This window comes from Bradyrhizobium jicamae (genome assembly GCF_018130215.1).
GTDB lineage: Bacteria > Pseudomonadota > Alphaproteobacteria > Rhizobiales > Xanthobacteraceae > Bradyrhizobium > Bradyrhizobium jicamae_A.
On the sequence record NZ_JAFCKQ010000002.1, the window covers coordinates 120,569 to 146,256 of the forward strand.

At 65.0% G+C, this 25,688-nt stretch carries 23 protein-coding genes and 1 riboswitch; of the genes, 11 read left to right on the forward strand and 12 right to left on the reverse strand.

The window, feature by feature from the left end; translation table 11 throughout:
• Positions 1-337: 337 nt before the first annotated feature.
• The gene (locus tag JQ586_RS03605; protein ID WP_409410958.1) at positions 338-1,432 is read left to right on the forward strand and encodes a lactonase family protein; all 1,095 of its coding nucleotides are present in this window, start codon (positions 338-340) and stop codon (positions 1,430-1,432) included.
• Positions 1,433-1,974: 542 nt separating this feature from the next.
• Here JQ586_RS03605 and JQ586_RS03610 read toward each other — a convergent pair.
• Positions 1,975-4,284 carry a TonB-dependent siderophore receptor gene (locus JQ586_RS03610; RefSeq protein ID WP_212393123.1) on the reverse strand — a complete coding sequence of 770 codons (2,310 nt, stop codon included), beginning with the start codon at positions 4,282-4,284 and terminating at the stop codon, positions 1,975-1,977.
• Positions 4,285-4,521: 237 nt separating this feature from the next.
• Positions 4,522-4,721, reverse strand: a riboswitch (cobalamin riboswitch).
• A 183-nt stretch (positions 4,722-4,904) separates the two neighbouring features.
• Here JQ586_RS03610 and JQ586_RS03615 point away from each other — a divergent pair.
• Positions 4,905-5,486, forward strand: a complete 582-nt coding sequence (locus JQ586_RS03615) for a hypothetical protein (protein ID WP_212393124.1) — start codon at positions 4,905-4,907, stop codon at positions 5,484-5,486.
• Here the strand turns inward: JQ586_RS03615 and JQ586_RS03620 are convergent.
• Positions 5,483-5,941 carry a thiolase C-terminal domain-containing protein gene (locus JQ586_RS03620; RefSeq protein ID WP_212393125.1) on the reverse strand — a complete coding sequence of 153 codons (459 nt, stop codon included), beginning with the start codon at positions 5,939-5,941 and terminating at the stop codon, positions 5,483-5,485. The two genes, JQ586_RS03615 and JQ586_RS03620, sit on opposite strands and share 4 nt — an antisense overlap.
• On the opposite strand from JQ586_RS03620, the gene JQ586_RS03625 reads away from it, so the two are divergent.
• Positions 5,931-6,572: a nitronate monooxygenase gene (locus tag JQ586_RS03625; RefSeq protein ID WP_212393126.1), complete on the forward strand. Its 642-nt coding sequence runs from the start codon at positions 5,931-5,933 to the stop codon at positions 6,570-6,572. The two genes, JQ586_RS03620 and JQ586_RS03625, sit on opposite strands and share 11 nt — an antisense overlap.
• A gap of 227 nt (positions 6,573-6,799) precedes the next feature.
• On the opposite strand, the gene JQ586_RS03630 is transcribed toward JQ586_RS03625, so the two are convergent.
• From JQ586_RS03630 to tuf, 5 genes are all read right to left on the reverse strand, one after another.
• Complete coding sequence (locus JQ586_RS03630; RefSeq protein ID WP_409410955.1) at positions 6,800-7,591, reverse strand: ABC transporter ATP-binding protein; 792 nt, start codon at positions 7,589-7,591, stop codon at positions 6,800-6,802.
• Positions 7,536-9,632 carry an ABC transporter permease subunit gene (locus JQ586_RS03635; protein WP_212393127.1) on the reverse strand — a complete coding sequence of 699 codons (2,097 nt, stop codon included), beginning with the start codon at positions 9,630-9,632 and terminating at the stop codon, positions 7,536-7,538. The genes JQ586_RS03630 and JQ586_RS03635 overlap by 56 nt, the downstream gene beginning before the upstream one ends.
• Before the next feature lie 9 nt (positions 9,633-9,641).
• Positions 9,642-10,571 (reverse strand): branched-chain amino acid ABC transporter permease, encoded by a 930-nt coding sequence (locus JQ586_RS03640; protein WP_212393128.1) that lies wholly within the window; start codon positions 10,569-10,571, stop codon positions 9,642-9,644.
• Positions 10,572-10,608: 37 nt separating this feature from the next.
• Entirely contained in the window at positions 10,609-11,856 is a 1,248-nt protein-coding gene (locus JQ586_RS03645; protein ID WP_212393129.1) for a branched-chain amino acid ABC transporter substrate-binding protein, read from the reverse strand.
• 341 nt (positions 11,857-12,197) lie between these two features.
• On the reverse strand, positions 12,198-13,403 hold the full coding sequence (gene tuf, locus JQ586_RS03650; RefSeq protein ID WP_212393130.1) for an elongation factor Tu: 1,206 nt from the start codon (positions 13,401-13,403) through the stop codon (positions 12,198-12,200).
• A 450-nt stretch (positions 13,404-13,853) separates the two neighbouring features.
• On the opposite strand from tuf, the gene JQ586_RS03655 reads away from it, so the two are divergent.
• The 6 genes from JQ586_RS03655 (at position 13,854) to JQ586_RS03680 (ending at position 19,037) form a co-directional block, all read left to right on the forward strand.
• Positions 13,854-15,299, forward strand: coding sequence for an FAD-binding oxidoreductase (locus JQ586_RS03655; protein ID WP_249147251.1), 1,446 nt, complete (start codon positions 13,854-13,856; stop codon positions 15,297-15,299).
• A gap of 10 nt (positions 15,300-15,309) precedes the next feature.
• The gene (locus tag JQ586_RS03660) at positions 15,310-15,720 is read left to right on the forward strand and encodes a DUF4383 domain-containing protein (RefSeq protein ID WP_249147252.1); all 411 of its coding nucleotides are present in this window, start codon (positions 15,310-15,312) and stop codon (positions 15,718-15,720) included.
• The gene (locus JQ586_RS03665) at positions 15,717-16,814 is read left to right on the forward strand and encodes a hypothetical protein (protein ID WP_212393133.1); all 1,098 of its coding nucleotides are present in this window, start codon (positions 15,717-15,719) and stop codon (positions 16,812-16,814) included. Before JQ586_RS03660 ends, JQ586_RS03665 begins: the two co-directional genes overlap by 4 nt.
• Positions 16,815-16,881: 67 nt before the next feature.
• On the forward strand, positions 16,882-17,091 hold the full coding sequence (locus JQ586_RS03670; protein WP_249147253.1) for a hypothetical protein: 210 nt from the start codon (positions 16,882-16,884) through the stop codon (positions 17,089-17,091).
• Positions 17,088-18,086 carry an alpha/beta fold hydrolase gene (locus tag JQ586_RS03675; protein ID WP_212393135.1) on the forward strand — a complete coding sequence of 333 codons (999 nt, stop codon included), beginning with the start codon at positions 17,088-17,090 and terminating at the stop codon, positions 18,084-18,086. The genes JQ586_RS03670 and JQ586_RS03675 overlap by 4 nt, the downstream gene beginning before the upstream one ends.
• Before the next feature lie 141 nt (positions 18,087-18,227).
• Complete coding sequence (locus JQ586_RS03680; RefSeq protein WP_212393136.1) at positions 18,228-19,037, forward strand: MgtC/SapB family protein; 810 nt, start codon at positions 18,228-18,230, stop codon at positions 19,035-19,037.
• A 56-nt stretch (positions 19,038-19,093) separates the two neighbouring features.
• Here the strand turns inward: JQ586_RS03680 and JQ586_RS03685 are convergent, their stop codons facing one another.
• Entirely contained in the window at positions 19,094-19,783 is a 690-nt protein-coding gene (locus JQ586_RS03685) for a BLUF domain-containing protein (RefSeq protein WP_212393137.1), read from the reverse strand.
• Between JQ586_RS03685 and JQ586_RS03690 the strand changes: the two genes are divergently transcribed.
• On the forward strand, positions 19,764-20,360 hold the full coding sequence (locus tag JQ586_RS03690) for a hypothetical protein (RefSeq protein ID WP_212393138.1): 597 nt from the start codon (positions 19,764-19,766) through the stop codon (positions 20,358-20,360). The two genes, JQ586_RS03685 and JQ586_RS03690, sit on opposite strands and share 20 nt — an antisense overlap.
• Before the next feature lie 10 nt (positions 20,361-20,370).
• Here the strand turns inward: JQ586_RS03690 and JQ586_RS03695 are convergent, their stop codons facing one another.
• The 4 genes from JQ586_RS03695 to JQ586_RS03710 form a co-directional block, all read right to left on the reverse strand.
• Positions 20,371-21,045 (reverse strand): RraA family protein, encoded by a 675-nt coding sequence (locus JQ586_RS03695; protein WP_212393139.1) that lies wholly within the window; start codon positions 21,043-21,045, stop codon positions 20,371-20,373.
• Between the two features lie 33 nt (positions 21,046-21,078).
• The gene (locus tag JQ586_RS03700; RefSeq protein ID WP_212393140.1) at positions 21,079-22,104 is read right to left on the reverse strand and encodes an amidohydrolase family protein; all 1,026 of its coding nucleotides are present in this window, start codon (positions 22,102-22,104) and stop codon (positions 21,079-21,081) included.
• Positions 22,101-23,435, reverse strand: coding sequence for an MFS transporter (locus JQ586_RS03705; protein ID WP_249147254.1), 1,335 nt, complete (start codon positions 23,433-23,435; stop codon positions 22,101-22,103). The genes JQ586_RS03700 and JQ586_RS03705 overlap by 4 nt, the downstream gene beginning before the upstream one ends.
• A gap of 61 nt (positions 23,436-23,496) precedes the next feature.
• Positions 23,497-24,480: a hydroxyacid dehydrogenase gene (locus JQ586_RS03710; protein WP_212393141.1), complete on the reverse strand. Its 984-nt coding sequence runs from the start codon at positions 24,478-24,480 to the stop codon at positions 23,497-23,499.
• A 195-nt stretch (positions 24,481-24,675) separates the two neighbouring features.
• Here JQ586_RS03710 and JQ586_RS03715 point away from each other — a divergent pair, with 195 nt between their 5' ends.
• On the forward strand, positions 24,676-25,629 hold the full coding sequence (locus tag JQ586_RS03715) for a LysR substrate-binding domain-containing protein (protein WP_212393142.1): 954 nt from the start codon (positions 24,676-24,678) through the stop codon (positions 25,627-25,629).
• The last annotated feature ends 59 nt before the right edge of the window (positions 25,630-25,688 follow it).

The following is a 25,688-nucleotide window of genomic DNA, read 5'->3' on the forward strand; positions in this document are numbered from 1 at the left end:
CTCCCTGGCGCGTTTTCGCCGGCGTGCGCTTGTGGCGCGGACGTCCGGCTGTTGCGCGCAAGGCTAGCCGATAGCGGGCGGATCGCGGATGGCGTCGCCCTGCGCCGGCTTGACGGGCAGTCTCATTTTGATTGTTGCGCCGCAGCGGGGGCAGCGGCGCTTTGCCGCTGATATTGCCGGCGTTCGCATGGCCGCAGCGATGCTTTCCCGGCATCGATCGATAGCAATTCGGTTTTGGTGCGACCGCGGCTGCCTCGCTATCATCGGTTCGGCAACACAAGCCGGAGGAGGCCCCATGACCGGATCGACCAGGACCGGATCGACCAGGACCGGGTTGATGCGCGCGATCGCCATCGCGCTGCCGCTTGCGTTGACGGCGAACGTGGCCGAGGGAGGAGCGGCGATGGCCGATACGTTCGCCTATGTGGCCAATGCCGATAGCAACGACATCAGCGTGTTTCGTCTCGCGCCCGAGACCGGCGAGATGACGCCGGTGCAGACGGCGCAGCTTGTCGGCGTCGAGAAGACGGGGTCGTCGACCCCGCTCGCGGTGAGCTCGGACCGCCATATCCTGATCGCCGGCGTGCGCTCGCAACCCTATCTTGCGGTCAGCTTTGCGGTCGACCCGAACACCGGCATGCTCAGTCACATCGGCAACGGCCCGCTCGCCGACAGCATGGCGAACATCGCGATGGACCGCACCGGCAAGGTGCTGTTCAGCGCGTCCTATGGCGGCAACAAGGTCGCGGTCAGTCCGATCGAGGCCAACGGCGTGGTCGGCGCGCCGAGGCAGGTGATCCCGACCGGGCTGAACGCCCATGCCATCCTGCCCGATCCCGCCAATCGCTTCGTGTTCGCGACCAATCTCGGCTCCGACCAGGTGCTGAGCTTCAGTTTCGACGCGGCGCGCGGCACGCTCACGGCGAACGATCCGCCCGTCATCAAGGTTCCGGACAAGTCCGGGCCGCGGCACTTCGTGTTTCATCCGACCGGCAAGTTCGTCTATCTGGTCCATGAACTGAACGGCGACGTCGCCGTATTCAGCTATCACGGGCGTGACGGCATCTGGCAGGAGATCCAGCGCATCACGGCGCTGCCGTCCGGCTTCAACGGCAAGCCGTGGGCCGCCGACATCCACCTCACGCCGGACGGGCGTTTCCTTTATGCGTCCGAGCGGGGGTCCAACACGATCGCCGCCTTCAAGGTGGATGCCGCGACCGGGCAATTGACGCCGATCGGAAACGTACCGACCGAGCGGCAGCCGCGCGGCTTCAACATCGATCCGTCCGGGCGTTATCTCGCCGCGGTCGGCGAATTGTCCGACAGCATGACGGTCTACAATATCGATCCGGCGGGCGGCGCATTGACCAAACTGAAATCCTACCCGGTCGGGAAAAAGCCGAACTGGGTCGAGTTCATCAGCCTGCCGTGACGGGCTGCCGTCGCAGGGACGACACGGAATTTGTTGCATGACCCGTGAGCGCACATCCGCATTCTCGCGACATGATTGCCCGAGGCTTGCATCTCGTTTCGCTCTCTGACCTGGCAGAGGGCGCAGGGAAAGCCGGGTGCCGATCGCACCCATGGGCCCGGTGCAACAAAGGTAGCACCGGGGTAGGACCACAGGTGTAACCGGAAACAACCCGGCTTTCCCTGCGCGATGGGTTACTGCTTATACGTGCTCTCCCCGGCGAGACTGGGCTCTTTTGTCACCGCTTTCGCAAAGATGCTTTCGCACGCTTCACGAGAGGACACCTGCCACTAGGGCGTCAGGCCTGCACGATTTCGCCGTCCGCCTTGCGTGCCCTCGTCAGTCGCACGCGCAGCGTCCACCGCATCCCACACCACGTTCGTGACGATCGCGAGCCGCCCCTCATTCGGGTGGGACGGGAAATTCTATACATTGATTTGCCATTGCGATAAACCGAAATATTTTTCACGAGAGGGCTTGTGCCGTCGGGCAAATCAATGATTTCACCACTTTGCCGACGCCGATAGCTCGAACGTTCGCGGCGCACCGAGATAGACCTGATCCGGATAGCCCGGATCGGACCATTGCGCGTAGAGTGCGTTGGTAATGTTGCGGACGCGGAAGGTCACGCGCATCGTCTCCAGCCCCTGCCACCTGAGATCGCGGCCCGGGATGTCGACGAAGGCGTAGAGATCCGCCGTGGTGTAGGGCAGCATGGCCGTGAGGTCGTCCTCGAACAGATAGCGTTGGCCGACGTGACGGACGGAGCCGCCGATCTCGACTGGCCAGCGCCAATCGTTGAACCGGTAGGATGCGCCCGCAGTGATCACGATGGGCGCGACGTTCGAGGGCGTGTTCCCGGTCCAGACGTCGAAATCGCCATAGCGCGATTGCGTCAGGGCAACATTGCCCCAGATCTTGACATTGTCGATGGGGCGGACGGCCGCGGACAGCTCGACGCCCTTCGTGTGGACCTCGCCGGCGAGCGTCGAAACCGCGTTGGTCAGCGCTACGTAGACGTTGTTGCGAACGATGTCGTAGGCCGCAAACGTTGCTTCCGCACGCTTGTCGTCGGAGATCATCTTGAGCCCGGCCTCATAGATACGGGCGCTGGTCAATTCCAGCGACGTCCCCGGTGTCACCGAGAAGATGCCGGCGGCGGCGGGATCGTAGGCCGTCGCATACATGCCGTAGAGCATCAGGCCCTTGATCGGTTCGAAGGTAATGGCGCCCCGGTAGGACACCGGATTCCAGGTCGTGGAGAAGGGCTGACCCGCGGGGATCGAGCCATCGAAATTGACGCCATCGCGCGACAGCGTCAGGTCCTCGACGCGAATGCCACCGATCAGGGACAGCGTCGGCGTGAGCTTGAGCCGGTCCTCGACCGATATCGCGGCGTCGGTAAGATGGCTGTTGCGGACATCCGGCGACTGCACGCCGTAGACGCCGGGAACGGGATTGAGGACGTCCACGGAATCGTCGGGATATGTATTACCGCCTTCCTGCGTGAACGTGATGTCGTTGCGGCTCACGGAGAACTGGGTCGCGAGCCGGTTTTCCATGCCGAAGAACGACGTGTTCCAGATAACGTCGGTGTTGTCGCCGATGACTTGCTGCTTGTGCGTCACGAAGAACCGGTCGCGGTCGATCATCGATGTTGCAGTATCGAACGCGTAGGTCTCGCTGTCATACCAGTGGCGTCGTGCGCCGTAGGCATAGGCCTGGTTCTTGATCGTCACGCTGTCGCTGACGTTCCATTCGAATCCGCCGCGCAGCCACAACTCCTTCGCGCCGACGGAATTGTCCGCGACGTTGTAGTTCGTGTCCACCGTTCGGGAGTCGATGGTGACGGGAGCGATCACGGTGACGCCATCGAAGGTGTTGATCGCCGATCCGGCGACGACGCCGTGGGTCGAGAACGGCCCCGAGAACGTCGTTGTGGTCAACGGCGTGCCCCAATAGGCGTGACCATCGTCCTGCTTGTACTCGATCGCACCGAACACTTTGAAGGACTCGTTGACTCGGTAATTCAACTGTCCCGAGACGTTGCTGAGCTGCTGGTAGTCGCCGTCGATGAAGCTGTTGACCTTCGACGTGCCGATGTCGAAGCGGTAGTCGAGTCCCGGCAGCGTCGTACTGCCACCCGAGCCGAAATGGGTGCGGTAGGTGCCGAGCGAGTCGATCGACGTATCGAGCTGGTTCCTGATCGGCCCGGTAGTCGGCTGGTTGCTGACGTAATTGACGGAACCGCCGATCGCGCCGAGGCCCGACATGATCGATGAGGGTCCTTTGAGGAATTCGATCTGCTGCAGGCTCGACGAATCCATCACGCGAGAGGTGATGTCTTGCGGGCCGATCCAGATCCCGTTGTAGAGCACAGTGACTTCGCTGCCGGTGAAACCGCGCATCGAAAAGCTGCCGAACGCACCTCCCGCGTCGCCCGACAGCACACCGACGGCGCCCTGTGCGGCCTCGGTGGTGGTGCGGTATCCCTGCTCCTGCATCCGTTGCTGGCTGACGACTTCGACGCTTGCCGGCGTTTCATGCACGGTGAGGCCGAGTAGGGTCGCGCTGGCGGCAACGACGCCGCTGTTCAGTGGCGTGCTCGCCGTGACCGGAGCCGGTGCCGGCGTGGGTACCGGCGTTGGCGTACTCTGGTGCGCAGCGCGCCGGGCGCGCTTCGCCGGACCGCGGGTCTCCGCGTTGCGCTGGGCGGTATTGCCCCGTTGCGTCGGCGGGGAGACGACCACCGGGCCGAGCGGTTGCGCACTCTGCGCCCACGCCGGGTCGGATGTCTCGACCACCGCCAGCATGACCCCAAGCGCAATCGCTGAACCGGACAGCCAGCACGATTTGAACGAGATCAACCGTGAGGATGGCGCAGGAATGCGCGCACGAAACGAAACGTTGCCTGAAATGAACACGGTGGTGACCAACGGCGAATAATAAAGCCGTCACGTACATTCACCGCTGAAATCTGCCCTTCGCCCCTGACACGGCAGCTCTCTTCGGCTTTGCAACGCGCTGGAGCACCCCGCCCAATGCGTCAGTACATGACCACGACCGGTAGCAAGGTTTCCTGGCTCGCGGGTTGACGCCTTCGACCACCTTCCCAGGATCACAGTGATCCCAGTGGCTCAATTGTCGTCGGCTCGCCGCTTACAGTTGCGGGGGCAGCTGCGGCATTGTCCGCGAGGACGCACCGCATTCCCTTGAATGGCCTTTCGGCACTACCGGTTTCGAGACTGAACAGAGTTCCCCGGCGAGTCAAGCAAGGTGGTCTGGTCCCGATGCGTGAGGTCACGATATGTGGTACTTTGGCCACGCGACACTTGGCGAGTTCGAGGTCCCCGAGGTTGAGGTGCCAGTGTCTGCAAGCCGGCAGGTATCAATGCTCGCGGCTTGGACAGGATCGCGGCGGAAGGAGAAATTCATGGCTTTCAATATTCTGCCGTCTGCCGGCGGTGTCCGGCTGCGCCCGGTCGAAGCGCGCTACGCGCCGATGTTCTGCTTTGCGCTGTTGACCGCGTCGTGCGCGCTCGCCAGCCTTGTCCTGGCCTGCGCGACGCCCTTCGCTGCGTTCGCTGTCATCGCGGCGGCGGCGCTGCCGTTCCGCACGGCCATCCTGGTGGTCGTCGGAACGTGGCTGGTCAACCAGACCATCGGATTCGGCACGCTGCACTATCCGATCGATGCCCGGACGATCGCCTGGGGTTTTGTGATCGGGACAGCAGCGCTCGCCGCAACCGCGGCGGCATCGGTGGCCTTCCGCCTGCTGCCGCACAATCGCGCGCTGTTATCCTTCTTTCTCGCCTTCGTTTGCGGCTACGCCGCCTATGAGGTCACGCTGCTTGCGGCAACGCCGATGCTGGGTGGAGCAGGGGCGTTTACGCCGGCCATCGTGATGCGTCTTGGACTGCTCGGCGCCGTCTGGCTCGCCGGCCTCGTCGCGGTCTGCGAAATGGTCCGCGTGCTCCATCCATTCGGCCGCGGACGATCGTTGCGGGTGCACTAGCCGCGGCGTTCAGGCAAGTGCACGTAGCAGACGGCGCCCACGCCAACCATATGGGCGAGGCCGATCCGTGCGTCGCGGTGTTGACGGGGGCCGGCTTCGCCGCGTAGTTGCATCGTGATCTCGCCGATCTGGCCGATTCCGGTCGGACCGATCGGGTGCCCCATCGCGATCAGCCCGCCGGAGGGATTGACCGCACATCGTCCGCCGATGTCGAGTGCGCCTTCCTTGAGCATCGCGACGCCATGACCCTCCGGGCAAAGGCCGATGCCTTCGATGTAATGCAACTCCTCGACCGTGAACGCGTCGTGCAGTTCGATGATGTCGAGATCTTCTGGGCTGCGCCTGGCTTCTGCCAGCGCGAGTTCCACGGTCTCGCAGGTCAGCGCGGCATCGAAGCCGGTGCCGGGCGGGTAGACGCGCTCGCCGGCAGCGGCTGTTGCGCCGTTGCACGACATCGGCTGCCTGGTGTTTGCCGACATCGCGTCGTTGCGCCACGCCGAGAAGGCGATCGAAGCGGGCGCCGACGGCCTGATCCTGCTGACCGCAGGCGCCGGGGGCCAAACCGGCTGGGCCAACCCGTTTGCGTTTGTGCGTGCGGTCCGTGCCATGTTCGACGGTCCGATCGTGCTTGCCGGCGGGGTCACCGATGGCGCCTCGCTGGCGGCCGCGCGCGTGCTCGGCTGCGACCTCGCCTATATGGGCACGCGCTTCATCGCCGCGCGCGAGAGCATGGCCAGCGATGCGTATCGTCAGATGCTGGTCGACAGCACGCTCGATGACGTGATGCTCACCAAGGCCTTCACCGGTCTCGACGCCAGCATGTTGCGGCCGTCGATCGTTGCCGCGGGGCTCGATCCTGCCAATCTGGACGAGTCGATGTCCGAAGCTCGTGCCCGGGAAAAGTTTGGCGGCAAGAATCCTGGAGAGGGAGCGCGTCGCTGGATCGAGGTCTGGAGCGCGGGGCACTCCGTCTCGGGCGTCCGCGCAATCGGCGGAGCTGCCGAGCTGGTCGAGGACCTCGCCGAACAATACGAAGCGGCGTTCGCGGGGTGCGTTGCGCAAGCCGCGACACCGAGAAGTTCATGACGACCGCGCCGCGGCACCAGGTTTATTGGCGGACGACCCGGCCGGCGCGTACACGCCATCCGTACTTTACTGAGCAGCCTGCAGGCCCGGCTCGAACACAGTCGAGACAGGGCGCCCGACCGTTCTAGAGCAATTTCGGTTCTGATTGAATCAGAACCGAAGCTCTAGATTCTTATTTTGACGCGTTTTCTTCACGCGAACCGGTATCCACTTCGCTCGAAAACGCTCTACTCCCCGTTGGCGCCAACTGGGGCCGGTTCCGCCTTCATCTCGCCGAGATAGGCCTGCTGCACCATTTCGTTGTCGCGCAGGCTCTGGGCCGAGCCGTGCAGCACCACCTGGCCGGTCTGCAGGACGTAGCCGTAGTTGGCGATCGACAGCGCCATGTTGGCGTTCTGCTCGACCATGAAGATGCTGGTGCCCTGGCGGTTGATCACCTGGATGATGTCGAACACCTGCTCGACGAATGCAGGCGACAGGCCCATCGACGGCTCGTCCATGCACAGCAGCTTCGGGCGCGCCATCAGCGCACGGCCGATGGCGACCATCTGCTGCTCGCCGCCGGACAGCGTGCCGGCCTGTTGCTTGAGGCGCTCCTTGATGCGCGGGAACAGGCCGAACACCCGCTCCTTGTCGGCCTCGATCTCGACCAGATCGTCGCGCGTGAAGGCGCCCATCTCCAGGTTTTCCAGCACGGTCATGCGCGGAAACAGCCGGCGCGCCTCCGGCACCGGCGCAATGCCGCGCTTCACCCGCTGCGCCGTCGGCAGGTCGTTGATGCGCTCACCCGCATAGCTGATCGTGCCGCTCTTCGGCTTCACGATGCCGAGGATCGTCTTCATGGTGGTGGACTTGCCGCACGCATTGCCGCCAAGCAGGCAGACGATCTCGCCCTGGCCCACGCGATAATCGACGTCCTTCAGGACGTGAAGCTCGCCGTAATAGGTGTTGACGTCCTTGAACTCAAGAAGCGGCGGCGGCCGCTGCGACGGCGTCGGTTGTTCGTCCAAGATAGGCACGCAGCACTTCCTTGTTTGAATGGACCTGTTTCGGGGTGCCCTCGGCGATCTTCTCGCCGTGATCGAGCACGATCACCTTGTCCGCGATCTCGTTGACCACGTCGAGCTTGTGCTCGATCAGCAGGATAGTCACGCCACGCTGGCGCAGCTGCCGGATCTGATCCGCCAGTTCCAGCGTTTCCGTCGGATTCATGCCGGCCGTCGGCTCGTCGAGCAGCAGCAGCATGGGCTCCGAGACCAGCGCGCGTGCGATCTCCAGCCGCCGCCGGTTGGCGTAGGACAGCGAGAAGGCGAGGTGCTGCAGGCGTGGCATCAGCCGGTTGCCGAAGATGCGGATTATTTCCAGTGCGCGGGCGCGTGCGGCGGCCTCCTCGCGCTTCACGCGCGGCAGGCGCAGCACGGCGCCGACCGCCCCCGTCGAGGTGCGGGTATGGGCGCCCACCAGCGCATTCTCCAGCAGCGTCATGTGGGGGAACAGGCGCAGGTTCTGGAAGGTGCGCGCGATGCCCTTGTCGGCGATCCGGTGCGGCTTCAATCCGGTGACGTCCTCGCCTGCGAGCAGCACGTGACCGCCGTCCGGCCTGATGAGGCCGGTGATGAGATTGAAGAATGTCGTCTTGCCGGAGCCGTTCGGCCCGATGATGGCGACGATCGCGCCCGGCATGACGTCGAGATCGATGCGGTTCACGGCCTTGATGCCGCCGAACGATTTCGCCAGGCCCTTGATCTCGAGCAGCGGCCTGCCCGGATCAATGGTCCGCCGGTGCAGCGGCGCAAGCCCGGCCTCAACCTCGCTCCGCGACGGCATCGCGTTCTGCTGCTCGTAGGTCAGCGCGGTGACCGCGGTGCGCTCGGGAATGAGCCCCTGGCGGCGATAGAGCATCATCACGACGAGAATGATGCCGAAGATCAGCTCGATCGACTGGACCAGGTCGATCCTTTGCAGGAATTCGATGCCGGTCAGCTTGCCGAGCGCATGGATCCACTGTGTCAGGTCCTGCAGGAACCAGGATTGCAGCAACTGCAGCAGGAGCGCGCCGATCACCACGCCGGCGACGCTGCCGATGCCGCCCAGCACGATCATGACGAGGATCATGACCGAGACCGGGAACATGAACATCTCGGGCGAGGCGGTCTGCAGCTTGGCCACGTAGAACGTGCCCGTCACGCCGGCGAAACCGGCACCGATCGCAAAGGCGAGCAGCTTGAGCCTGGTCCGGTTGACCCCCATCGCCTCGGCGGCGATCTCGTCCTCGCGGATCGCAAGCCAGGCCCGGCCGACGCGCGACTGCTTCAGCCGCGTGCTGATGAAGATCAGCAGGACGATGAGCACCAGCCCGCAATAGTAGTAGGGCGTCGACAACACGCCGAAATCGTAGCCGAAGAATTTCGGCGTGTTGACGCCGCTGAGGCCTTGCGCGCCATTGGTGATGGTCGGTGTGTTGCGCGCCACGATCGGCACGATCTCGCCGAAGCCGAGCGTCACGATGGCAAGGTAATCGCCCTTGAGCCTGAGCGTCGGTGCGCCGAACACGATACCGAAGAAGGCGGCGACCAGGGCAGAGATCGGCAACATCAGCCAGAACGACACGTCGAAATGGACGGTGCCGGCGCCGCCCTCCGCGTTCAGGTGCTGGACCAGTCCGAGCCACTGGAACGGCTCCCAGAAGCTGCTCCACTGCGGCTGGATCTGGTAGGACGACAGCGCGCCGTAGGTATAGGCGCCGATGGCGAAGAACGCCGCATAGCCGAGATCGAGCAGGCCGGCAAAGCCGACCACGATGTTGAGCCCGAGCGCCAGCATGGCATAGGAGAGCGCATTCGCCGCGGCATCGATGTCGCCTTCATTGCCGTCGAGATAGGGGAAGGCGAGCGCCGCAATGAGGATGCCGGTGAGCAGGTAGGGACGGAACTGCTCGCTGGCGACGCGCGCACGGATGGCGGCGAACCGGCCCTGCGGGCGCGCGGTGGTCGGGGCTGCGATGCCGCCTGCGATGTCGCCTGCGATGTCTTGGGCGCGTTCGAGAGGTGAATTCGACACGCCGTCACCCTAGGATCTGGTCGGTGCTGCGCGGCCGAGCAGCCCCGAGGGGCGCAGCACCAGCACGAGCACCAACATTGAAAAGATGATGATGTCGGTCCAGCGCACCGCGATGTACTGGCCGCCCAGCGATTCGATGAGCCCGATCACCACGCCGCCCAGCATCGCCCCCGGGATGTTGCCGATGCCGCCGAGCACCGCCGCGGTGAAAGCCCGCAGGCCGGAGGTATAGCCGATCAGGTAGCTCGTGTAATTGTAGTAGAGCCCGAAGATCAGCCCGGCCGCGCCTGCGAGCGCCGACCCGAGGAAGAAGGTGATGATCACGACCCGGTCGACGTCGATGCCGACCATGCGTGCCGCTTCCTGGTCCTGCGCCATCGCCCGCATCGCCTTGCCCATCTTGGTCCGCCGGACGAAATAGTTCAGTGCGACCATGAGCACGAGCGAGATGGTCCACAGCAGCACCTCGCGCAGGCGCAGCGTGACACCGCCGAAGATCCACGCGGTGTTGGGCATCGGGTTGGAGTAGTTCTTCGAGTCTGCGCCGGCCCCGAGCAGCACGACGTTGTAGAGGATGTAGGACACGCCGATCGTGGTGATCATCGGCGCGGTGCCCGCCACACCGCGCAGAGGCCGTAGCGCGAACCGCTCGATCGCGACGCCGAGAATGCCCGATCCCAGCATCGTGACGACGAACACGGCGATCAGGATGCCGGCCAGCGGCAGCCCGTACAGGACATGCGACTGGCCGGCGAAGCCCATCGCCTCCAGCGTCCACATGGCGATGAACGAGCCCACCATGAAGACGTTGAAGTGCGCGAAGTTGATCAGCTCGATAATGCCGTAGACCATGGTGAAGCCGAGCGCGAGCAGCGAGTACATCGCGCCCAGACTCACACCGTTGATGATCTGCTGCAGCAGGATGTCCCAGTTGCTCATTGCCGGTCCCCTCGATGCGGCATCACGAGCCTCGAGCCTACGACTGCGGCGCAGGTTCGAGATACTTCAACTGGTGCGTGATGTCGTCAGCAGGGTATTTGTCGTCGTGGCGATACTGGAACACGCTGACGGTGCGGTCGAGGATGTCGCCGTTTTCGTCGAACGAAACGGTGCCTTGCAGGGTCTGGACCTTCGAGGCCTGGATCGCGTCGCGGATGTTGGAACGGTTCATCTCCTTGCCGCTCTTCGCCACGGTCTCGACCGCCGCGAGGATGACCTTTGCCGCGTCATAGGCGGTGATCGAATAATCGTCCGGGACCGCCTTGTACTTCTCCTGGAAGGTCTTGACGAAGCCGGCCGCCTCCGGGCTCTCGGTCAAATGCGGACCGGCATTGGTTCCGTACCAGCCCTCGACCGCCGGGAAGCCGCCGCCCTTGAGGAAGCTGCCGCCGGCCACGCCATCGCCGCCGGCCTTGATGATGTTCGGAATGGTCTCCGCCGCCTGCTTGGCGAGCTTGACGCCGGCCTGGGCGACGCCGCCATAGTAGAGCGCGTCCGGATGCAGCGCCTTGATCTTGGTCAGAGCGGTCGTGTAGTCGGCTTCCTTGGGATCGAGCTGGTCGTGGCCGAGCACCTCGAGACCGATCTCCTTCGCCCGTTTTTCGAAGGCATTCGCGAGACCGACGCCATAGGCACCGGAATCGTCGAGGATGTACACAGTCTTCACCTTCAGCTTGGCCTTGAAGTAGTTGGCCATGTTCGGGCCCTGGAAGGCGTCCGTCGTCACGGTCCGGAAGTAGACGGCCTTGCCCTTGGGACGGAACTGGGCGGCCATCTTCGGATCGGTGATGTCGGGATTGGTCGAGGATGGCGTGATGGTCGCCATGTCCGCCTGGCTGAGGATCGGCGACATCGCCTTGCCGCTGCCGCTCATTTCCGGCCCGATATTGGCGACGACCAGGGGATCGGCGACGAGCTTCTTGGTGCTGGTCGCGGCCTGGGCAGGATCATACTGGCCGGCGGTGGCCGTGCCGTCATCGTAGATGACCGGCTCGATCTTGTATCCGGCGATCCCGCCTGCAGCGTTGGCCTCGTCGAAGGCGATCATCGCCCCGTTCTTGATCAGGGTGGCGTCCTCGGCGTCGGCACCCGTGAAGGGCAGGATAATGCCGATCTTCACCACCTTCTGTTCAGCCAATGCGGCGCTTCCACCGGTCGCCGCGATGGCGGCGACCGCAACGGCCCCTGCATTGAAGGCACGGCGTGTATACTGGAACGGTTTCATGGGAGTCTCCTCATCAGGTCGTCAGGTGAGATCAAGTGAGAGCGCCTCGCGCAAAGCCTACATCCGATTTTTTCGTCCGTATATTTGACTTAAGCACCGCATCCGGAGTCAAGGGTTGTGAAAGCAACATTCAGGCCAGCCGCAAAGCGCGGTTGGTTCGCGGATGTGCTGCGATAACGAGATTGAGCAATTTGAGAAGTTGAGAGTTCAAGAACCAGCGGCGCAGCGCTGCCAGACCGGTTTTGTGCAGTGCGCTGAAATATTGGGCGCTGCGAAATGATCGAGGTCACGGCTCGCTGTCGCGAGAAATGGGGGCCTGGCTCTCACCAGGCCCCCATACGTCACTCCACGATCTCGGTCACGACCCCTGCACCGACGGTGCGGTTGCCTTCACGGATCGCAAAGCGCGAACGCGCCTCGAGCGCGATCGCCTTGTTGAGTTCGATCGTGAACTCGGCGCTGTCGCCCGGCATCACCATGTCAGCGCCATCGGCGAGCTGGACGGTGCCGGTGACGTCGGCGGTCCGGAAGTAGAACTGCGGACGATAGTTGGCGAAGAAGGGCGTATGCCGCCCGCCTTCGTCCTTCGTCAGCACATACACTTCCGCCCGGAAGGTCCTGTGCGACGACGCACCGCCCGGGTGCGACAGCACCTGACCCCGCTGCACGGTAGCCTTGTCGATCCCGCGCAGCAGGCAGCCGACATTGTCGCCGGCCTGCCCCTGATCGAGGATCTTCCGGTAGCTCTCGATGCTGGTCACGACCGACTTGCGGGTTTCGCCGAGGCCGACGATCTCGACCTCGTCACCGAGCCTGATCGTGCCGCGCTCGACGAGCCCCGTCACGACCGTGCCGCGACCCGCGATCGACTGGACGCCTTCGATCGGCATCAGGAACGGGCGATCCTTCGGCCGCTCGGGCAGCTCGATATAGCTGTCGAGTGCCTCGAACAGTTTGAGGATCGCCTGATCCGCCAGCGGACCCGTTTCGCCGCGCAGCGCCTGCATCGCGGCGCCGCGCACGACAGGCGCGTTGTCACCGTCGAACTGATATTTCGACAACAGATCGCGCACCTCGATCTCGACGAGATCGACGAGCTCCGGATCATCAGCGACATCGCACTTGTTCAGGAACACCACGATGCGTGGCACGCCGATCTGGCGCGCGAGCAGGATGTGCTCGCGCGTTTGCGGCATCGGACCGTCCACGGCGGAGACGACCAGGATCGCGCCGTCCATCTGCGCCGCGCCCGTGATCATGTTCTTCACATAATCGGCGTGGCCGGGGCAGTCGACATGCGAGTAGTGGCGCGCCGCCGTCGAGAACTCGACGTGGCTCGTCGCAATGGTCAGGATCTTCGAGTCGTCACGCGTACCTTGCGCGGCCGAAGCCTTGGCAACGTCCTGATAGGAGACGAATGCGCCCCAGCCGTGATCGGCTGAAACCTTCGTCATCGCTGCCGTCAGCGTCGTCTTGCCATGATCCACGTGGCCGATCGTGCCAACATTGCAGTTGGGCTTGAGGCGGATGAACTTCTCTTTGGCCATGGGACACCTGTGGTGTTCGAGCTCCCGTGCTGGGTTGCACGACTCGAGGCGCCGCGAGAGCTCGTTCGGCGCCCGGAGCCGCTTCCGCTCCGGGCCGCTTCACGATGTCAGGTGTGACGTGGTGAGGTCAGGTCCAAAGCAGAATAGCGGCGGACGAGGGCATTAGCCCTCCCGTCATCAGCACTGCTGCTCGCTGTGACTGCCGCATGTTGGATACCTGGGTCGCTCGCTCTACCAAAAGAGGCGTGTACATAAGGGCTGGCCGGGCCGTTGGCAAGGGGCCGGGGCGCCCGTCGCGTCGCGCCTCGCGTCGTCCGGCAGATCGGGTGTGACGGACCGCACGGCCATCGTGTCGCGATGGGGATTGCGCTCTCGCGAAGGCGCCCGCGGCTTGGTTCGCCCGACGCTTGTCGACTACAATCACAGGGCGATGATTCTGGGGAAATTCAATTGACGCTATCGAGACGATCCGTCCTCAAGGGCGGACTTGCGGCGGCGGTGGTCTCCGGCGGCGCGCCGGCCCGGGCCGAATTTGCGCCGCGGCCCATCATCAACGACGCCAGTCGGCTGAACCCGACATCGGTGGCGAAGCACATCGCCTTGAAGTCAGCCAGCACCGACGAGGTGGTGAACCGGGTCCGCGAGGAGATCGCCTCCGCGGCGGCGGAAGGGCGTCCCTTTGCGATCGGCACTGCCCGCCACTCCATGGGTGGCCAGTCGATCCCGAAAGATGGTGTGGCGATCACGCTGACGGGCGGGCCGATCGAGATCGATCGCACCAGCATGACCTATCGCGTCGGCGCCGGGATGCGCTGGTTCGAGGTGATCCGCGCGCTCGATGCGCAAGGCTTCTCTCCGGCCGTGATGCAGTCCAACAGCGACTTCGGAGTCGGCTCTACCTTCTGCGTCAACTCGCATGGCTGGCCCACGCGCTATGGCCCGTTCGGGTCGACCGTGCGATCTGCCAGAATCATGCTCGCCGGCGGGCAACTGGTCGAATGTTCGCGCAGCAAGGAGGCTGAGCTGTTCGCGCTGGCGATGGGCGGCTATGGCCTGCTCGGCGCCATCATCGATCTCGAGCTCGACATGGCGCCCAACGCGCTGCTGGAGCCGACCTATGCCCGGATGGATCCGTCGCGCTTCGCCGACGCCTTCATCAATGCGGTCGAGAAGGATCCGGCGGTGCGGATGGCCTATGGCAGGCTCTCGGTCGCGCGCGGGAGCCTGTTCGACGAGGCCTTGATGATCACCTATCGCCCGGCCACCACCCAGCCGTCGCCGCTTCCCGCCGTGGTCGATCACGGCGCGCTCACCGCCTTCTCGCGCGACGTCTACCGGTTCCAGACCGGCCGCGAATGGGCGAAGAATTTGCGCTGGTTCATGGAGGCTTCGGTCAATCCGTCGATTGCGGGAGCTGCGACACGCAACGCCCTGATGGCCGAGCCGGTCGTCAACCTCGCCTCTGGGGATCCCACCCGCACCGATATCCTGCACGAATATTTCGTCCCGCCTGACCGGTTCACCGGCTTTGTCGACCTGTGCCGGCGCATCATTCCGAAGGCCAGGGCCGAATTCCTCAATGTCACGCTGCGCTATGTCGATGCCGATCCCGTCGCGGTGCTGGCTTATGCGCCCGGGAAACGCATCGCGGCGGTGATGTCGTTCGCGCAGGAGATCGGTCCCGAGGGCGAGGTCGACATGATGGGGATGACCGAGGCGCTGATCGAGGGCGTGAAGGATCTCGGCGGCGCGTTCTATCTGCCGTATCGCCTGCATGCACGACGCGACCAGCTTCGCGCGATCTATCCCCGCACCGCGGAGTTCGTCGCCGCTAAGCGCCGGCTCGACCCTTCCCTCGTGTTCCGCAACATGATGTGGGACGCCTATTTCTCGTGAGGACATGCGAATGATCGATCGTTCTCGGCTGGCCGCCTGTCTGCTCGGCGCTGCATTGCTGTTTGCGGCCGCGACCGACTACATCCCGGCCTTCCTGGATTCCGAAGGGCGCGTGTTCGGGCTGTTCCATCTCGACATCTACAAGGACGCGCTGCATCTCGCCTCCGCGCTGTGGGCGTTTGCCGCCGCATTGATCTCGCGTCAGGCCTCGATCTTCTTCCTGCGGGTGTTCGGCGTGCTGTATTTCCTCGACGGCGTGATGGGCGTTTTCACCGGCTCCGGCTATCTCGACCTCAGCATCTTCATCGACGGCATCCGCTCGACCTCGACCTATGTGAAGGTGGCCTCGAGCGTGCCGCATCTGGCGCTCGGCGCGTTCGGCATCCTGACCGGCTTCTCCGCGCGGAGGAGCCTTGCATGAAATGGCTCCGGCGGATCGCGGCCGCCGTTGGCGTGGCCATCCTCCTGTTCGTCGCGTTCTGCGCGGCCGAGATCGGCTACGTCCAGTATGGCTGCACGCCCGACGGTGCTGCGCCGGCGGCGGCGGCCGGCTTCGCCATCGACGATCCCAAATACGCGCGCGCCGAGGGTGACACCTATCTCACCTATCCGGAATGGTACATCGTCTACGCCTATTCCGACCTCGCCGGCGTCACGCGCGCGTCCTCGGAATCGTCGTTCGACTATATCGGGAGCATCAGCGGATTCTGGTCCAGCCTGTGCGGGGCGCGGCGCTCCTCTTCGGCCGCGCGGCCGGCCTCGCAGGACCAGATGCTCACCGACTATATCATCGGCTCGAGCTTCACGGCCGAGATGGCGGTGCAGGGGCTTTATGAACGAACGATCGGCGCGCTCGCCGTCGCCTGGCGCGGGCCCAAGCCTGCCAGGGAGGACGCGTTCAACCAGGCGCTGCTCGACGACTACGCGAAGTTCCTCGAGCAGACGCCGTGGTACCAATATCCATTCTCCGACAAGCTCTCGGCCCTGTGGCACGACGTGCCGTTCGAGCCTTCGCTGCGCGCGATCGAGCGGCGCTTCTCGCTGTCGCTGCAATATGGCGTCAAGTCGCTCTATGCGAAGGCGATTGGGGCGCTCGCGGGCCTGTCGCCCGCCGACCTCGAAATCGGCAGCGTGGTGCTGGCGCCGTCGGCGCAGGCCTTGCCGACCGACAGCCGGATCCGCGTCGTGCGCGAGGTTCATGCCGGCGACGGGCGGCAGGGTGTCCTGATGATCACGCCGCGCTACCGCGAGTTCACCGGCATCATCCGCGAGGTCGGCGGCAAGGGCCTGTCGTTTGGCGAGATCGCCGGCAACACCAGGATCCTGACCACGGTGCTGGTGCCGCCCGGCGGCCTGCCGCAGGTCGCCGGCGCCAAATCCATCTTCGAAACCGACGTGCAGTCGATGCCCGGATGGCGCAGAGTGGGATACGATACCGGGGTCGCGGCCGTGGCGGCGCTTCCCGCCGCGGTCGAGGCGCACGGGGCCAGGTTCGAACATGCCTATGATTACTAGGGCACGTCGCCGTCTGTTTCGCTTTGCCGGTGGTGTTGCCGCTGTCCTTGCCGTCTGGTTTATCGGGATGGCGGCCGCCGCGCTGGTCGTGACGCCGACCGTGGTGGTTGCCTTCGGTGATCCTGGCCAGCTCGCCGGCGTTGACGGCGACCTCCTGGCATCCGGCCGCGGTTTCCTCGCGATGCGGACGGCCGATGACGACACCGTCAAATCGCTTTACCAACATAGCGCATGGCTGGTCTGGCCGGTGCTGACCGCGGGCTGCGGCCGCCGATGATGGGTTTGCTCAGGCGCATCGCGATCGGCGGGGTTGTCTCGCTGGTCGTTGTTGCCGGCATCGTCGCCGCAGGCCTCGGTGCGCTGCGCCTGGCGGCGCATATCAGGGAGACCGAGACCGCGGCCGATGCGGCACCCGCCGACGGCAAGTTCGTCGACAGCGGCCACGGCCGTATCTTCGTGATGGATCCGGGGCCGGCGGGCGGCATTCCGGTCGTGCTGTTTCACGGCACCGCGGCCTGGAGCGGACTGTGGTGGCGGACCACGGCCGCGCTGAAGAACGAAGGATATCGGCCGATCGCGCCGGATCTCCCGCCGTTCGGTTACTCCGAGCGACAGGGCGGCTACACCCGTTCCGAGCAGGCTGCGCGCATCGACGGAATGCTGACGGCGCTCGGCGCCGGCCGAGCGGTCGTCGTCGGTCATTCGTTCGGAGCCGGCGCCGCGCTTGAATATGTGTTGAGGCATCCGGATCGCACCATCGGGCTTGTCCTTGTCGACGCCGCACTCGGTCTGACACAGGCGCCGTCAGACGCGCCTGAGATCCTCGACAATCGCCCCCTGCGCGAGCTGCTCGTCTCGGCGACGGCGACCAATCCGCTGGCGACGCATGTCCTGCTCTCGAAACTGATCTATCGGAAGCAGGCGGCCGACGATGCCACGCTTGATATCCTCAAGGCGCCGATGCGCGTGGCCGGCACGACCTCCCATATCGCAGACTGGCTGCTCTATTTCGCAGGCTCCGACCGCGCGGCGCTGAGTTCGTCGCGCGCCGAGGTCGCCAGGATCGCCGTTCCGGTTGCGATGATCTGGGGTGACCGCGATGACGTGACCCCGCTTGCGCAGGCGAATGATTTTCGCTCGCTGGTCCCGCGTGCGTCGCTCAAGGTGCTCAGCGACGTCGGGCACATTCCGCAGATCGAGGATCCCAACGTCTTCAACGCGGCCCTGATCGCAGCGATCGGCGGGATCGTGGCGGCGGATCGGGCCCGCTGAGCAAGCCCGGCGCGGCGCGAAGGGGCAAAGCTTCGACCCGCTTTCCCGGTCCTGATGCCGGCGGCTCCGGAACAATCCGCGCTGTTCCCGATTGGAACAACGCGGAAAGCGGACCGGGTCGTCGAAGCGAGGGGGAGTGTCATGCCGGGAGAGCCGATCGGCCAGGGATGGCTCCAGCTTGGGGAGCTGGGCCTGGCGTTTGTCCTTTCCGCCATGATCGGTCTGGAGCGCGAGATCCGTCAGAAGAGCGCAGGACTGCGCACCTATACGCTCGTCGGGTTTGCGTCCGCTCTCTTCCTGCTCGTCTCGAAATACGGCTTCACCAATATTCTCGAGGCCAACCGGATCGTGCTGGATCCGTCGCGCATCGCGGCGCAGATCGTCACCGGAATCGGTTTCATCGGCGGCGGCGTCATCTTCGTGCGCAAGGACATCGTCCGCGGCCTGACCACGGCCGCGACCGTCTGGCTGACCTCGGCCGTTGGCATGGCCTGCGGCGTGGGCCTGCCGATTCTCGCGATCGCGGTCACCGCGGGTCATATGTTCATCGTCGCCGTCCTTCCCGCCGTCGAACGCCGGCTTCCCAAATCACGCTGGGCGCCGTCCCGGATTCACGTCACCTATCGCGGCCGACTGGGCGTGCTCCGGCAGGTCCTGACCCTCTGTACGCAGCACGATTTTGTGGTGTCGCGGGTGAACGTCGAGGGCGAGGGGGACCTGAACCGTCACGGCAGGCAATCGGGCGGACAGCAGGCGAGAGGCCACGGCAAGGAATGGGGCGACGAGACCGCGCCGGTCGAGGAAGCCGGCGACGGATCATCAGGCGCCGCCGATGTCGTGACGCTGCTGATGGAAGTGCGCGGGACAAGGTCCATTCCGAAGCTTGCGGCGCGAATCGCGGAAATTCCGGGCGTCGTTGCGGTGCAGGCCGGCGATGCGGAGTCCGAGTGAGATTGCGTGCGGCGGGGAGTTCCGGCCAGCGCGTGCGTGCGCGATACTGAAGATCGTCAGCCCGGGCCGCGAAACGCGGGGCGATCCAGCTCCTGATGCCAAACCAGGTCGGTCATCATTTCGATCAGATCGCAGCCGAGCTCGCCGCCGTCAATCGCCGACGGGTTGACGAGAAGGCCTTCGATCTTCGATGTCCAGACAGGGCCGACTGAAATCCCCGCATAGGCCATCGACCATTCGGAAAAATACCGAACACGGGCCGGCTTGAAACTGAGCAAGGTCACATCCCTGTGGCGCATGTCGCGCTGGATCGCGTCATAGATGGTCTCGACCGCGTTCTTGTCTCCCTCGAGAACCTGGGTGAAACAGCCTTCGCTGAACAGCAGTGCGCCGGTGACGCCGAGCCTTGCGTTCCTGGTCCGCGACGTCAGCAGAATATCGTTGATGATCCGATCCGCCGCGTCGTGGCTGACATGGCTGTTGCTGTGACTGACATAGATGAGGGAGTGCAGATCCTGCGGCATCTTGCACGCCTTTCGAAACAGTGGCTGCGGGTCGCGTGTCAATCCCGTCGAAGATACGCAGCGTGGCAGTCCGCAGGCAATGTCAGGCGCGGGCTCAAGATGTTCCAAAACAACGATAATTGTGGCGCCGCGCAGGGGGCGCCGTACTGGCATTCCGGATATCTGGAGGTTATAATTCGAAGCAGATTTGGCGGCAGGCAGGATGTCTTCTTTCGCACGCAAATATGGTCTCGCCATCGTGATGGCGATGCTTTGTCTCGGCGGGCAGCACGCCTCGGCCCAGTCCGGCCCGGTGAGATACTGGCTCCCCGGCGGGCTGTTCGGCTTCGGCGGTACTCCGCCTTCTTCTACCTACGGCGACTTTCCAGGCTTCGACGCCGGCAACGGCCAGGGTGGCAGCGGCTTCTCCTATCTGAGCAGCAATCTTCCGACCGGCTGGTTTGGCGCCGGCGAGCGCGGTGGTCTCGGTCTGAACGGCGCCTTCGGCAACTACTCGTATGACGGCGCGCAGGTCGGCTACAACTTCAAGGGCGCGGGCGACATGCCCGTCACGTTCTTCGCCGGCTTCGACAGCCTGAGGTACAATCCGCCCGGCGCGGGCGGCCCGCTTGCGCCCTTCAGCTCAAGCTCCAGCGTTCCCGCCGGTTTTGCCGCGCGTGCGGGCCTCGAATTCCGGCCGACGTCGAATGTCACGCTGCAACTCGGAGCCACGTTCGTGCAGTCGGGTTCGGAGCGCATGGACAGCGACATCAATTCGCCGCTGCTGCCCGGCCAGTCCCCGCTGTTCTTCGGCCGCTAAAACGGCAACATCAGTCCTTGTACTCGCAACCCAACCGCTGAAGGGTCTCGTCGACCCAGCGGCGGTCGGGAGTTCCGGCCAGGATCTGCTGGATGGCCTTCTCCTCCGTGGCCTTCTTGGCCTGCGTCAGCTTGCATATCTCCGCAGCCTCCGAATAGGGCACGCACAGCACGCCATCGTCATCGGCGACGATGAGGTCGCCCGGCTCGACGATCATGCCGTCGATCGAGATTGCGCAATTGATCTCGCCGGGGCCGTCCTTGTAGGGGCCGCGATGCGCGACGCCGGCGGCGAACACCGGGAACGATCCGGCGCGGATCGCACCGGCATCGCGGATCGAGCCGTCGATCACGAAGCCCGCGACGCCCTTCTTCTCGGCGAGCGTCGACATGATCTCGCCGATGATGGCGTTGACCAGCACGCCGCCGGCATCGACCACGATCACGTCGCCGGGCTCGGCGAGATCGATCGCCTTGTGCACCATCAGATTGTCGCCCGGCCTGGTCTTGACGGTGAGCGCAGGGCCGCCGAGCCAGCCGCCGGCGTGCATCGGCCGCAGCCGGTTGGTGCCGGCGATCCGAGACATCACGTCGCTGATATTGGCGACGGGCAGGGTGCGGTACTGCGCGACTGTTTCGGGCGGGACTTTCCACTTCGCCTTGTGAATTGCAAATCCTGTGGCCATCGGTTTTCTCCGGGGTTCTGCTTGACCGTGGGTTTACTGCGCGCGGCGGTCGAGATGGGCGTTGAGGCGGGGATAGACGCGGCGCGCGTTGCCTTCAAAGATCTTGGCCTTGTCTGCCGCGCTCAGGGAAAGCGCGTCGATGTAGCGGCGGGTGTCGTCGAAGTGATGGCCGGTCTCCGGATCGATGCCGCGGACCGCGCCGACCATCTCCGACGCGAACAGGATGTTCTCGACCGGGATCACCTTGGTCAGGAGCTCGATGCCGGGCAGGTGATAGACGCAGGTGTCGAAGAACACGTTCTTCAAAAGGAGCTCGTTGAGCGGCGGTCGCTTCATGTCCTGCGCCAGGCCGCGATAGCGGCCCCAGTGATAGGGCACCGCGCCGCCGCCATGCGGGATGACGAAGCGCAGCGTCGGGAAGCGCTTGAACAGATCGGAGGTCAGGAACTGCATGAAGGCGGTGGTGTCGCCGTTCAGGTAATGCGCGCCGGTGCCGTGGAAGCAGGGATTGCAGGACGAGGAGACATGGACCATCGCCGGCACGTCGAGCTCGACCATCTTCTCATACAGCGGGAACCACCATTCGTCGGTCAGGGGCGGATCGCACCAGTAGCCGCCGGCTGGGTCCGGATTGAGGTTGCAGCCGACGAAGCCGAGCTCGTTGACGCAGCGCTCCAGCTCGCCGATGCAGTTGTCCGGCCGCACGCCGGGACTTTGCGGCAGCTGGCAGACCGGAACGAAATTGCCGGGAAACAGGGTGCAGACCCGATGCACGAGGTCGTTGCAGATTTTGGTCCATTCGACACTGGTCGCTTCCTTGCCGACGTGATGCGCCATGCCGGAGGCCCGCGGCGAGAAGATGGTGACGTCGGTGCCACGCTCCTTCTGCAGTTTGAGCTGCGCGCCCTCGACGCTGGCACGGATCTCGTCGTCGGTGATGCCGAGATTGGTGGTGAGCGGGCGCCGCGTCCTGTCGGCGAGGCCGGCAAGCTGCTTGTCGCGGAACACGTGCAGCTTGGATGGTTCGGTGGTGTAATGTCCGTGACAATCGATGATCATGGCTTGGCCTTCTCCATTCGGATGATCTCGACGCGCCCTGCTCCATTATCATGGGATGGGCGTTCGGATTCGCTTGCGGATGGCTCCGTGGCCATCGTTCTGAGATCGATGCCCTGCTGCTCCGGCAGCATAAAAGCAGCACAAAACGCCGCCGCATAGCCGCAGATCGCGCAGAGCGCCATCGCGTCGCCGAGATGCATCCGGGTCGAGAGGATCCCGACGGTCGCGGGCACGATCGAGCCAAGGCCGCGGCCGGCGCTCAGGCCGAAGCCGGCACCGTTGGCGCGGATCGAGGTCGGAAACAATTCGGCGAAGGTCGGCATCAGGCCGGACGCGAGCCCTGCCTGCAGCGCGCCGAGGAAGAAGCCGAGCACGATCGTGATGTTCTGGCCGATCGGCAACTGGGTGTAGGCGGCGACATTGAGCGCCTGGCAGACCAGGAACAGCATGAAGCTCTTGCGGCGGCCGAGGCGGTCGGCAAGCAGACCGAAGGCGATCGGGCCGACGAACGAACCGAAGATGTTGACGCCGAGATAGCCTGCGGCGTGGGCGACGGGCAGATGCAGCCCGGTCTGCAAATAGGTCGGCAGCCAGGTGATCATCACATAGGCGGCGCCGAGCGTGCCCGTGGTGAAGAAGGTCGCGACCAGGGTCTTGAACAGATGCTCGCCGGTGAAGATGGTCCAGAATGCGCTGCCGTCAGACGTCGCGTTACGCGTTCCGGCCTGCTCGGCGAAGATCGCGGATTCCGGCACGAAGCGGCGAACGAAGAAGACGAGCAGTGCCGGCAGCACGCCGATCGCGAAGAAGACCCGCCAGGCCATGTCCTGCGACAGAAAGCCGAAGATCACCGGAAACAGCGCGACCGACAGCGCGTTGCCGACGGCATAGCCGCTCTGGATCGCTGCGGCGACGCGGCCGCGCATGCCTGACGTGACCACCTCGGCCACCAGCACGGCGCCGACCGCGGCCTCGCCGCCATAGCCCATGCCCTGGATGGCGCGCGCGACCAGCATGTACCAGAAGCCGTTGGCGAAGGCGGCGGCAAAGGTCGACAGCGCCACCAGCAGGATGGTGAACTGGAGCACGCGCACCCGGCCGAATCTGTCGGCCGCGATGCCGGCGATCCATCCGCCGATGGCGGTGCCGATCAGCGATGACGAGGCGAGGATGCCCGCGTCCGGGCGCGACAGGCCAAGCGTTGCGATCAGCGCCGGCGTCACCAGCGCGTAGATCGTGGTGTCCATCGAGTCGAGCGCCAGCCCGCCGAAGGCGGCGAAGAAGGTCTTGCGCTCGGTGGCGGTGAGCCTGGACAGCCACCCCAATGTCATGTTCGTCTCTCCCTGGTGTCGCGGCGTTCCTGTTATTGTCGTGCCGGTTCGTTCATGGGGTTCAGGGCGGATCGAGTGCCGCCGGGTTCACCACGTTGGCGCGATCGATGTCGCCTTGCGTCAAAACTGCCGCGATGTTGCGTGCCGCCTCGACACCCATTCGCGTGATCGCCGCGCCGGTCTGGGCCGATATGTGCGGCGTCACGATCAGGTTCGGCGCTTGCAGGATCGGCCGGTCTTTCGCGGGCGGCTCCTCCGCCAGCGTATCGAGACCGGCGCCGGCGAGGTGTCCGCTCTCCAGCGCCGCGCGCAGCGCATCCTCGTCGACAAGCGCACCGCGCGCAGTGTTGATCAGGATGGCGCCCGGCTTCATTGCGGCAATGCGCTCGGCATTGATGATGCCGCGTGTCGCCTCGGTCAGCGGAGCATGCAGGCTCACGATGTCGGAGACGGCGAGCAGTTCATCGAGGTCCTTGGCTTCGCTCGCCAGTGCCGGGTCGATGCGTCCCTTGTCCCGGCCGAGCGCCATCACGGTCATGCCGAGCGCGGTGGCCGTGCGTGCGACATGGCGGGCGATGCGGCCGAAGCCGATCAGGCCGAGCGTGCGGCCACGGACCTCGCGGCCGCGATAGGTCGGGCGTTCCCACGCGCCGGCACGGGTGCGAGCGTCGAGGCTGACGATGTCGCGGCCGAGCGCAAGGATCAGGGCGATCGTATGCTCGGCGACGGCAGGCGCGTTGGCGTCGCCCGCCACCATCACAGGAACGCGCCGCCTCGTCGCGGCCTCGACGTCGACGCTGTCGATCCCGGCGCCGTGCTTGGCGATCACCCGCAGATGCGGATTGCCGGCGATGACGTCAGCCGATATCAGCGGATTGCCGCGCATCAGCACCGCCTGCGTTGGAGCGCCGGCCATTTCGGCTGCGATGCGTTCGGGCGTGATCGTGCCTGGCATCAGCACGACTTCGGCGCCAATGTCCTTCAGGATACTGACGGCTGCGGGGGCGAGGTTGTCGCCGGTGACGAGAACGCGGAACACGGACATCTAGCGCCCGCTCCGATTTCGCATGGCTGATCGGCCCCGAACGCCGCGCCTCACGGCTGCAATCTCTGGCATCTTTCGCGCGTCTCCCCGTGTCGTCCCCTTGGAGGACAGGTCATTTGGCACCAGGATCGGGAAACGATCCGGAGAGGTCAAATACCTGTTTGACCCCTCACTTATAGGGAATCGGAATAAGCGATGGACTACAGGCAGCTTCGCTATTTCATCGCGGTGGCCGAGGAGCTTTCCTTCAGCCGCGCCGCCAGGCGCCTGCATGTCAGCCAGCCGCCGCTGAGCACCCAGATCAAGGCGATGGAGGACGAACTCGGGACGCAGCTTCTGGCGCGGACCCGCCGGGCCGTGGAACTCACCCAGGCCGGCAAGCTGCTGCTCGAGCATGCGCGGCGCGCCGTCGGCGAGCTTGACCTGGCGTCGGAGACGGTGCGGCGTGCGGCCCGCGGCGAGGCCGGCGTGGTCCGTGTCGGCTTCACTGGCTCGGTCCCGATGCTCGACATGTTCGCCGAGCTGTTCCGGACTTTCCGCACGCTCTATCCGAAGGTGCGAATCGAGCTGCGGCACATGTCGACCGCCAAGCAGCTCCAGGCGCTCGCCGACGCCGAGCTCGACGTCGCGATCATGCGCCCGCCGCTCGATTTCAGGGCGGGGGCGGACTTGCAGGTCCACAACATCTGGCACGACCGGATGATGGTGTTCCTGCCGACGCATCATCCGCTGGCCGGCCGGCCCGGGAAATTGAATGTGGCCGATCTCGCGGACTACGAATTCGTCGGCATGGCGGATAGCGGCTGCGGCGCCGGCGATCAGGCCGCGATGCTGTGCCGGCGTGCCGGCTTTGCGCCGCGCATGGTGCAGGAGGCGCATGAGCTGCGCACCGTACTGAGCCTGGTTGCGGCGGGGATCGGGCTCTCGATCCTGCCGTCCTGCTACCAGGATGCCGGCGTAGCCAACGTCGTCGCCAAGCCGCTGGACACGCCGGATGCCGAGAGCCGGCTGCTGGTCGGCATGCGCGCCGCCGACGCCTCGGTGCTGGCACGCCGCTTCGTCGATTGCGCCCTGCAAGTGTCGTCACGGCTGCTGCGGCAACACGCAGGCGATGACGTCACGAGCCCAGGCGTTGCCGCCAGCGGCTGACCCGATTCCGCGGCGACGATCAACCGGAGGCGCACCTTGCCTTCGCGAGCGGCTGCGAA

Coding starts and splice junctions, on each gene's coding strand:
- JQ586_RS03605 (WP_409410958.1), top strand. CDS start 338: ATGCGCGCGATCGCCATCGCGCTGCCGCTTGCGTTGACGGCGAACGTG.
- JQ586_RS03610 (WP_212393123.1), bottom strand. CDS start 4,284: ATGCTGGCGGTGGTCGAGACATCCGACCCGGCGTGGGCGCAGAGTGCG.
- JQ586_RS03615 (WP_212393124.1), top strand. CDS start 4,905: ATGGCTTTCAATATTCTGCCGTCTGCCGGCGGTGTCCGGCTGCGCCCG.
- JQ586_RS03620 (WP_212393125.1), bottom strand. CDS start 5,941: ATGTCGTGCAACGGCGCAACAGCCGCTGCCGGCGAGCGCGTCTACCCG.
- JQ586_RS03640 (WP_212393128.1), bottom strand. CDS start 10,571: ATGAGCAACTGGGACATCCTGCTGCAGCAGATCATCAACGGTGTGAGT.
- JQ586_RS03645 (WP_212393129.1), bottom strand. CDS start 11,856: ATGAAACCGTTCCAGTATACACGCCGTGCCTTCAATGCAGGGGCCGTT.
- tuf (WP_212393130.1), bottom strand. CDS start 13,403: ATGGCCAAAGAGAAGTTCATCCGCCTCAAGCCCAACTGCAATGTTGGC.
- JQ586_RS03660 (WP_249147252.1), top strand. CDS start 15,310: ATGATCGATCGTTCTCGGCTGGCCGCCTGTCTGCTCGGCGCTGCATTG.
- JQ586_RS03665 (WP_212393133.1), top strand. CDS start 15,717: ATGAAATGGCTCCGGCGGATCGCGGCCGCCGTTGGCGTGGCCATCCTC.
- JQ586_RS03670 (WP_249147253.1), top strand. CDS start 16,882: ATGGCGGCCGCCGCGCTGGTCGTGACGCCGACCGTGGTGGTTGCCTTC.
- JQ586_RS03675 (WP_212393135.1), top strand. CDS start 17,088: ATGATGGGTTTGCTCAGGCGCATCGCGATCGGCGGGGTTGTCTCGCTG.
- JQ586_RS03680 (WP_212393136.1), top strand. CDS start 18,228: ATGCCGGGAGAGCCGATCGGCCAGGGATGGCTCCAGCTTGGGGAGCTG.
- JQ586_RS03690 (WP_212393138.1), top strand. CDS start 19,764: ATGTCTTCTTTCGCACGCAAATATGGTCTCGCCATCGTGATGGCGATG.
- JQ586_RS03695 (WP_212393139.1), bottom strand. CDS start 21,045: ATGGCCACAGGATTTGCAATTCACAAGGCGAAGTGGAAAGTCCCGCCC.
- JQ586_RS03700 (WP_212393140.1), bottom strand. CDS start 22,104: ATGATCATCGATTGTCACGGACATTACACCACCGAACCATCCAAGCTG.
- JQ586_RS03705 (WP_249147254.1), bottom strand. CDS start 23,435: ATGACATTGGGGTGGCTGTCCAGGCTCACCGCCACCGAGCGCAAGACC.
- JQ586_RS03710 (WP_212393141.1), bottom strand. CDS start 24,480: ATGTCCGTGTTCCGCGTTCTCGTCACCGGCGACAACCTCGCCCCCGCA.
- JQ586_RS03715 (WP_212393142.1), top strand. CDS start 24,676: ATGGACTACAGGCAGCTTCGCTATTTCATCGCGGTGGCCGAGGAGCTT.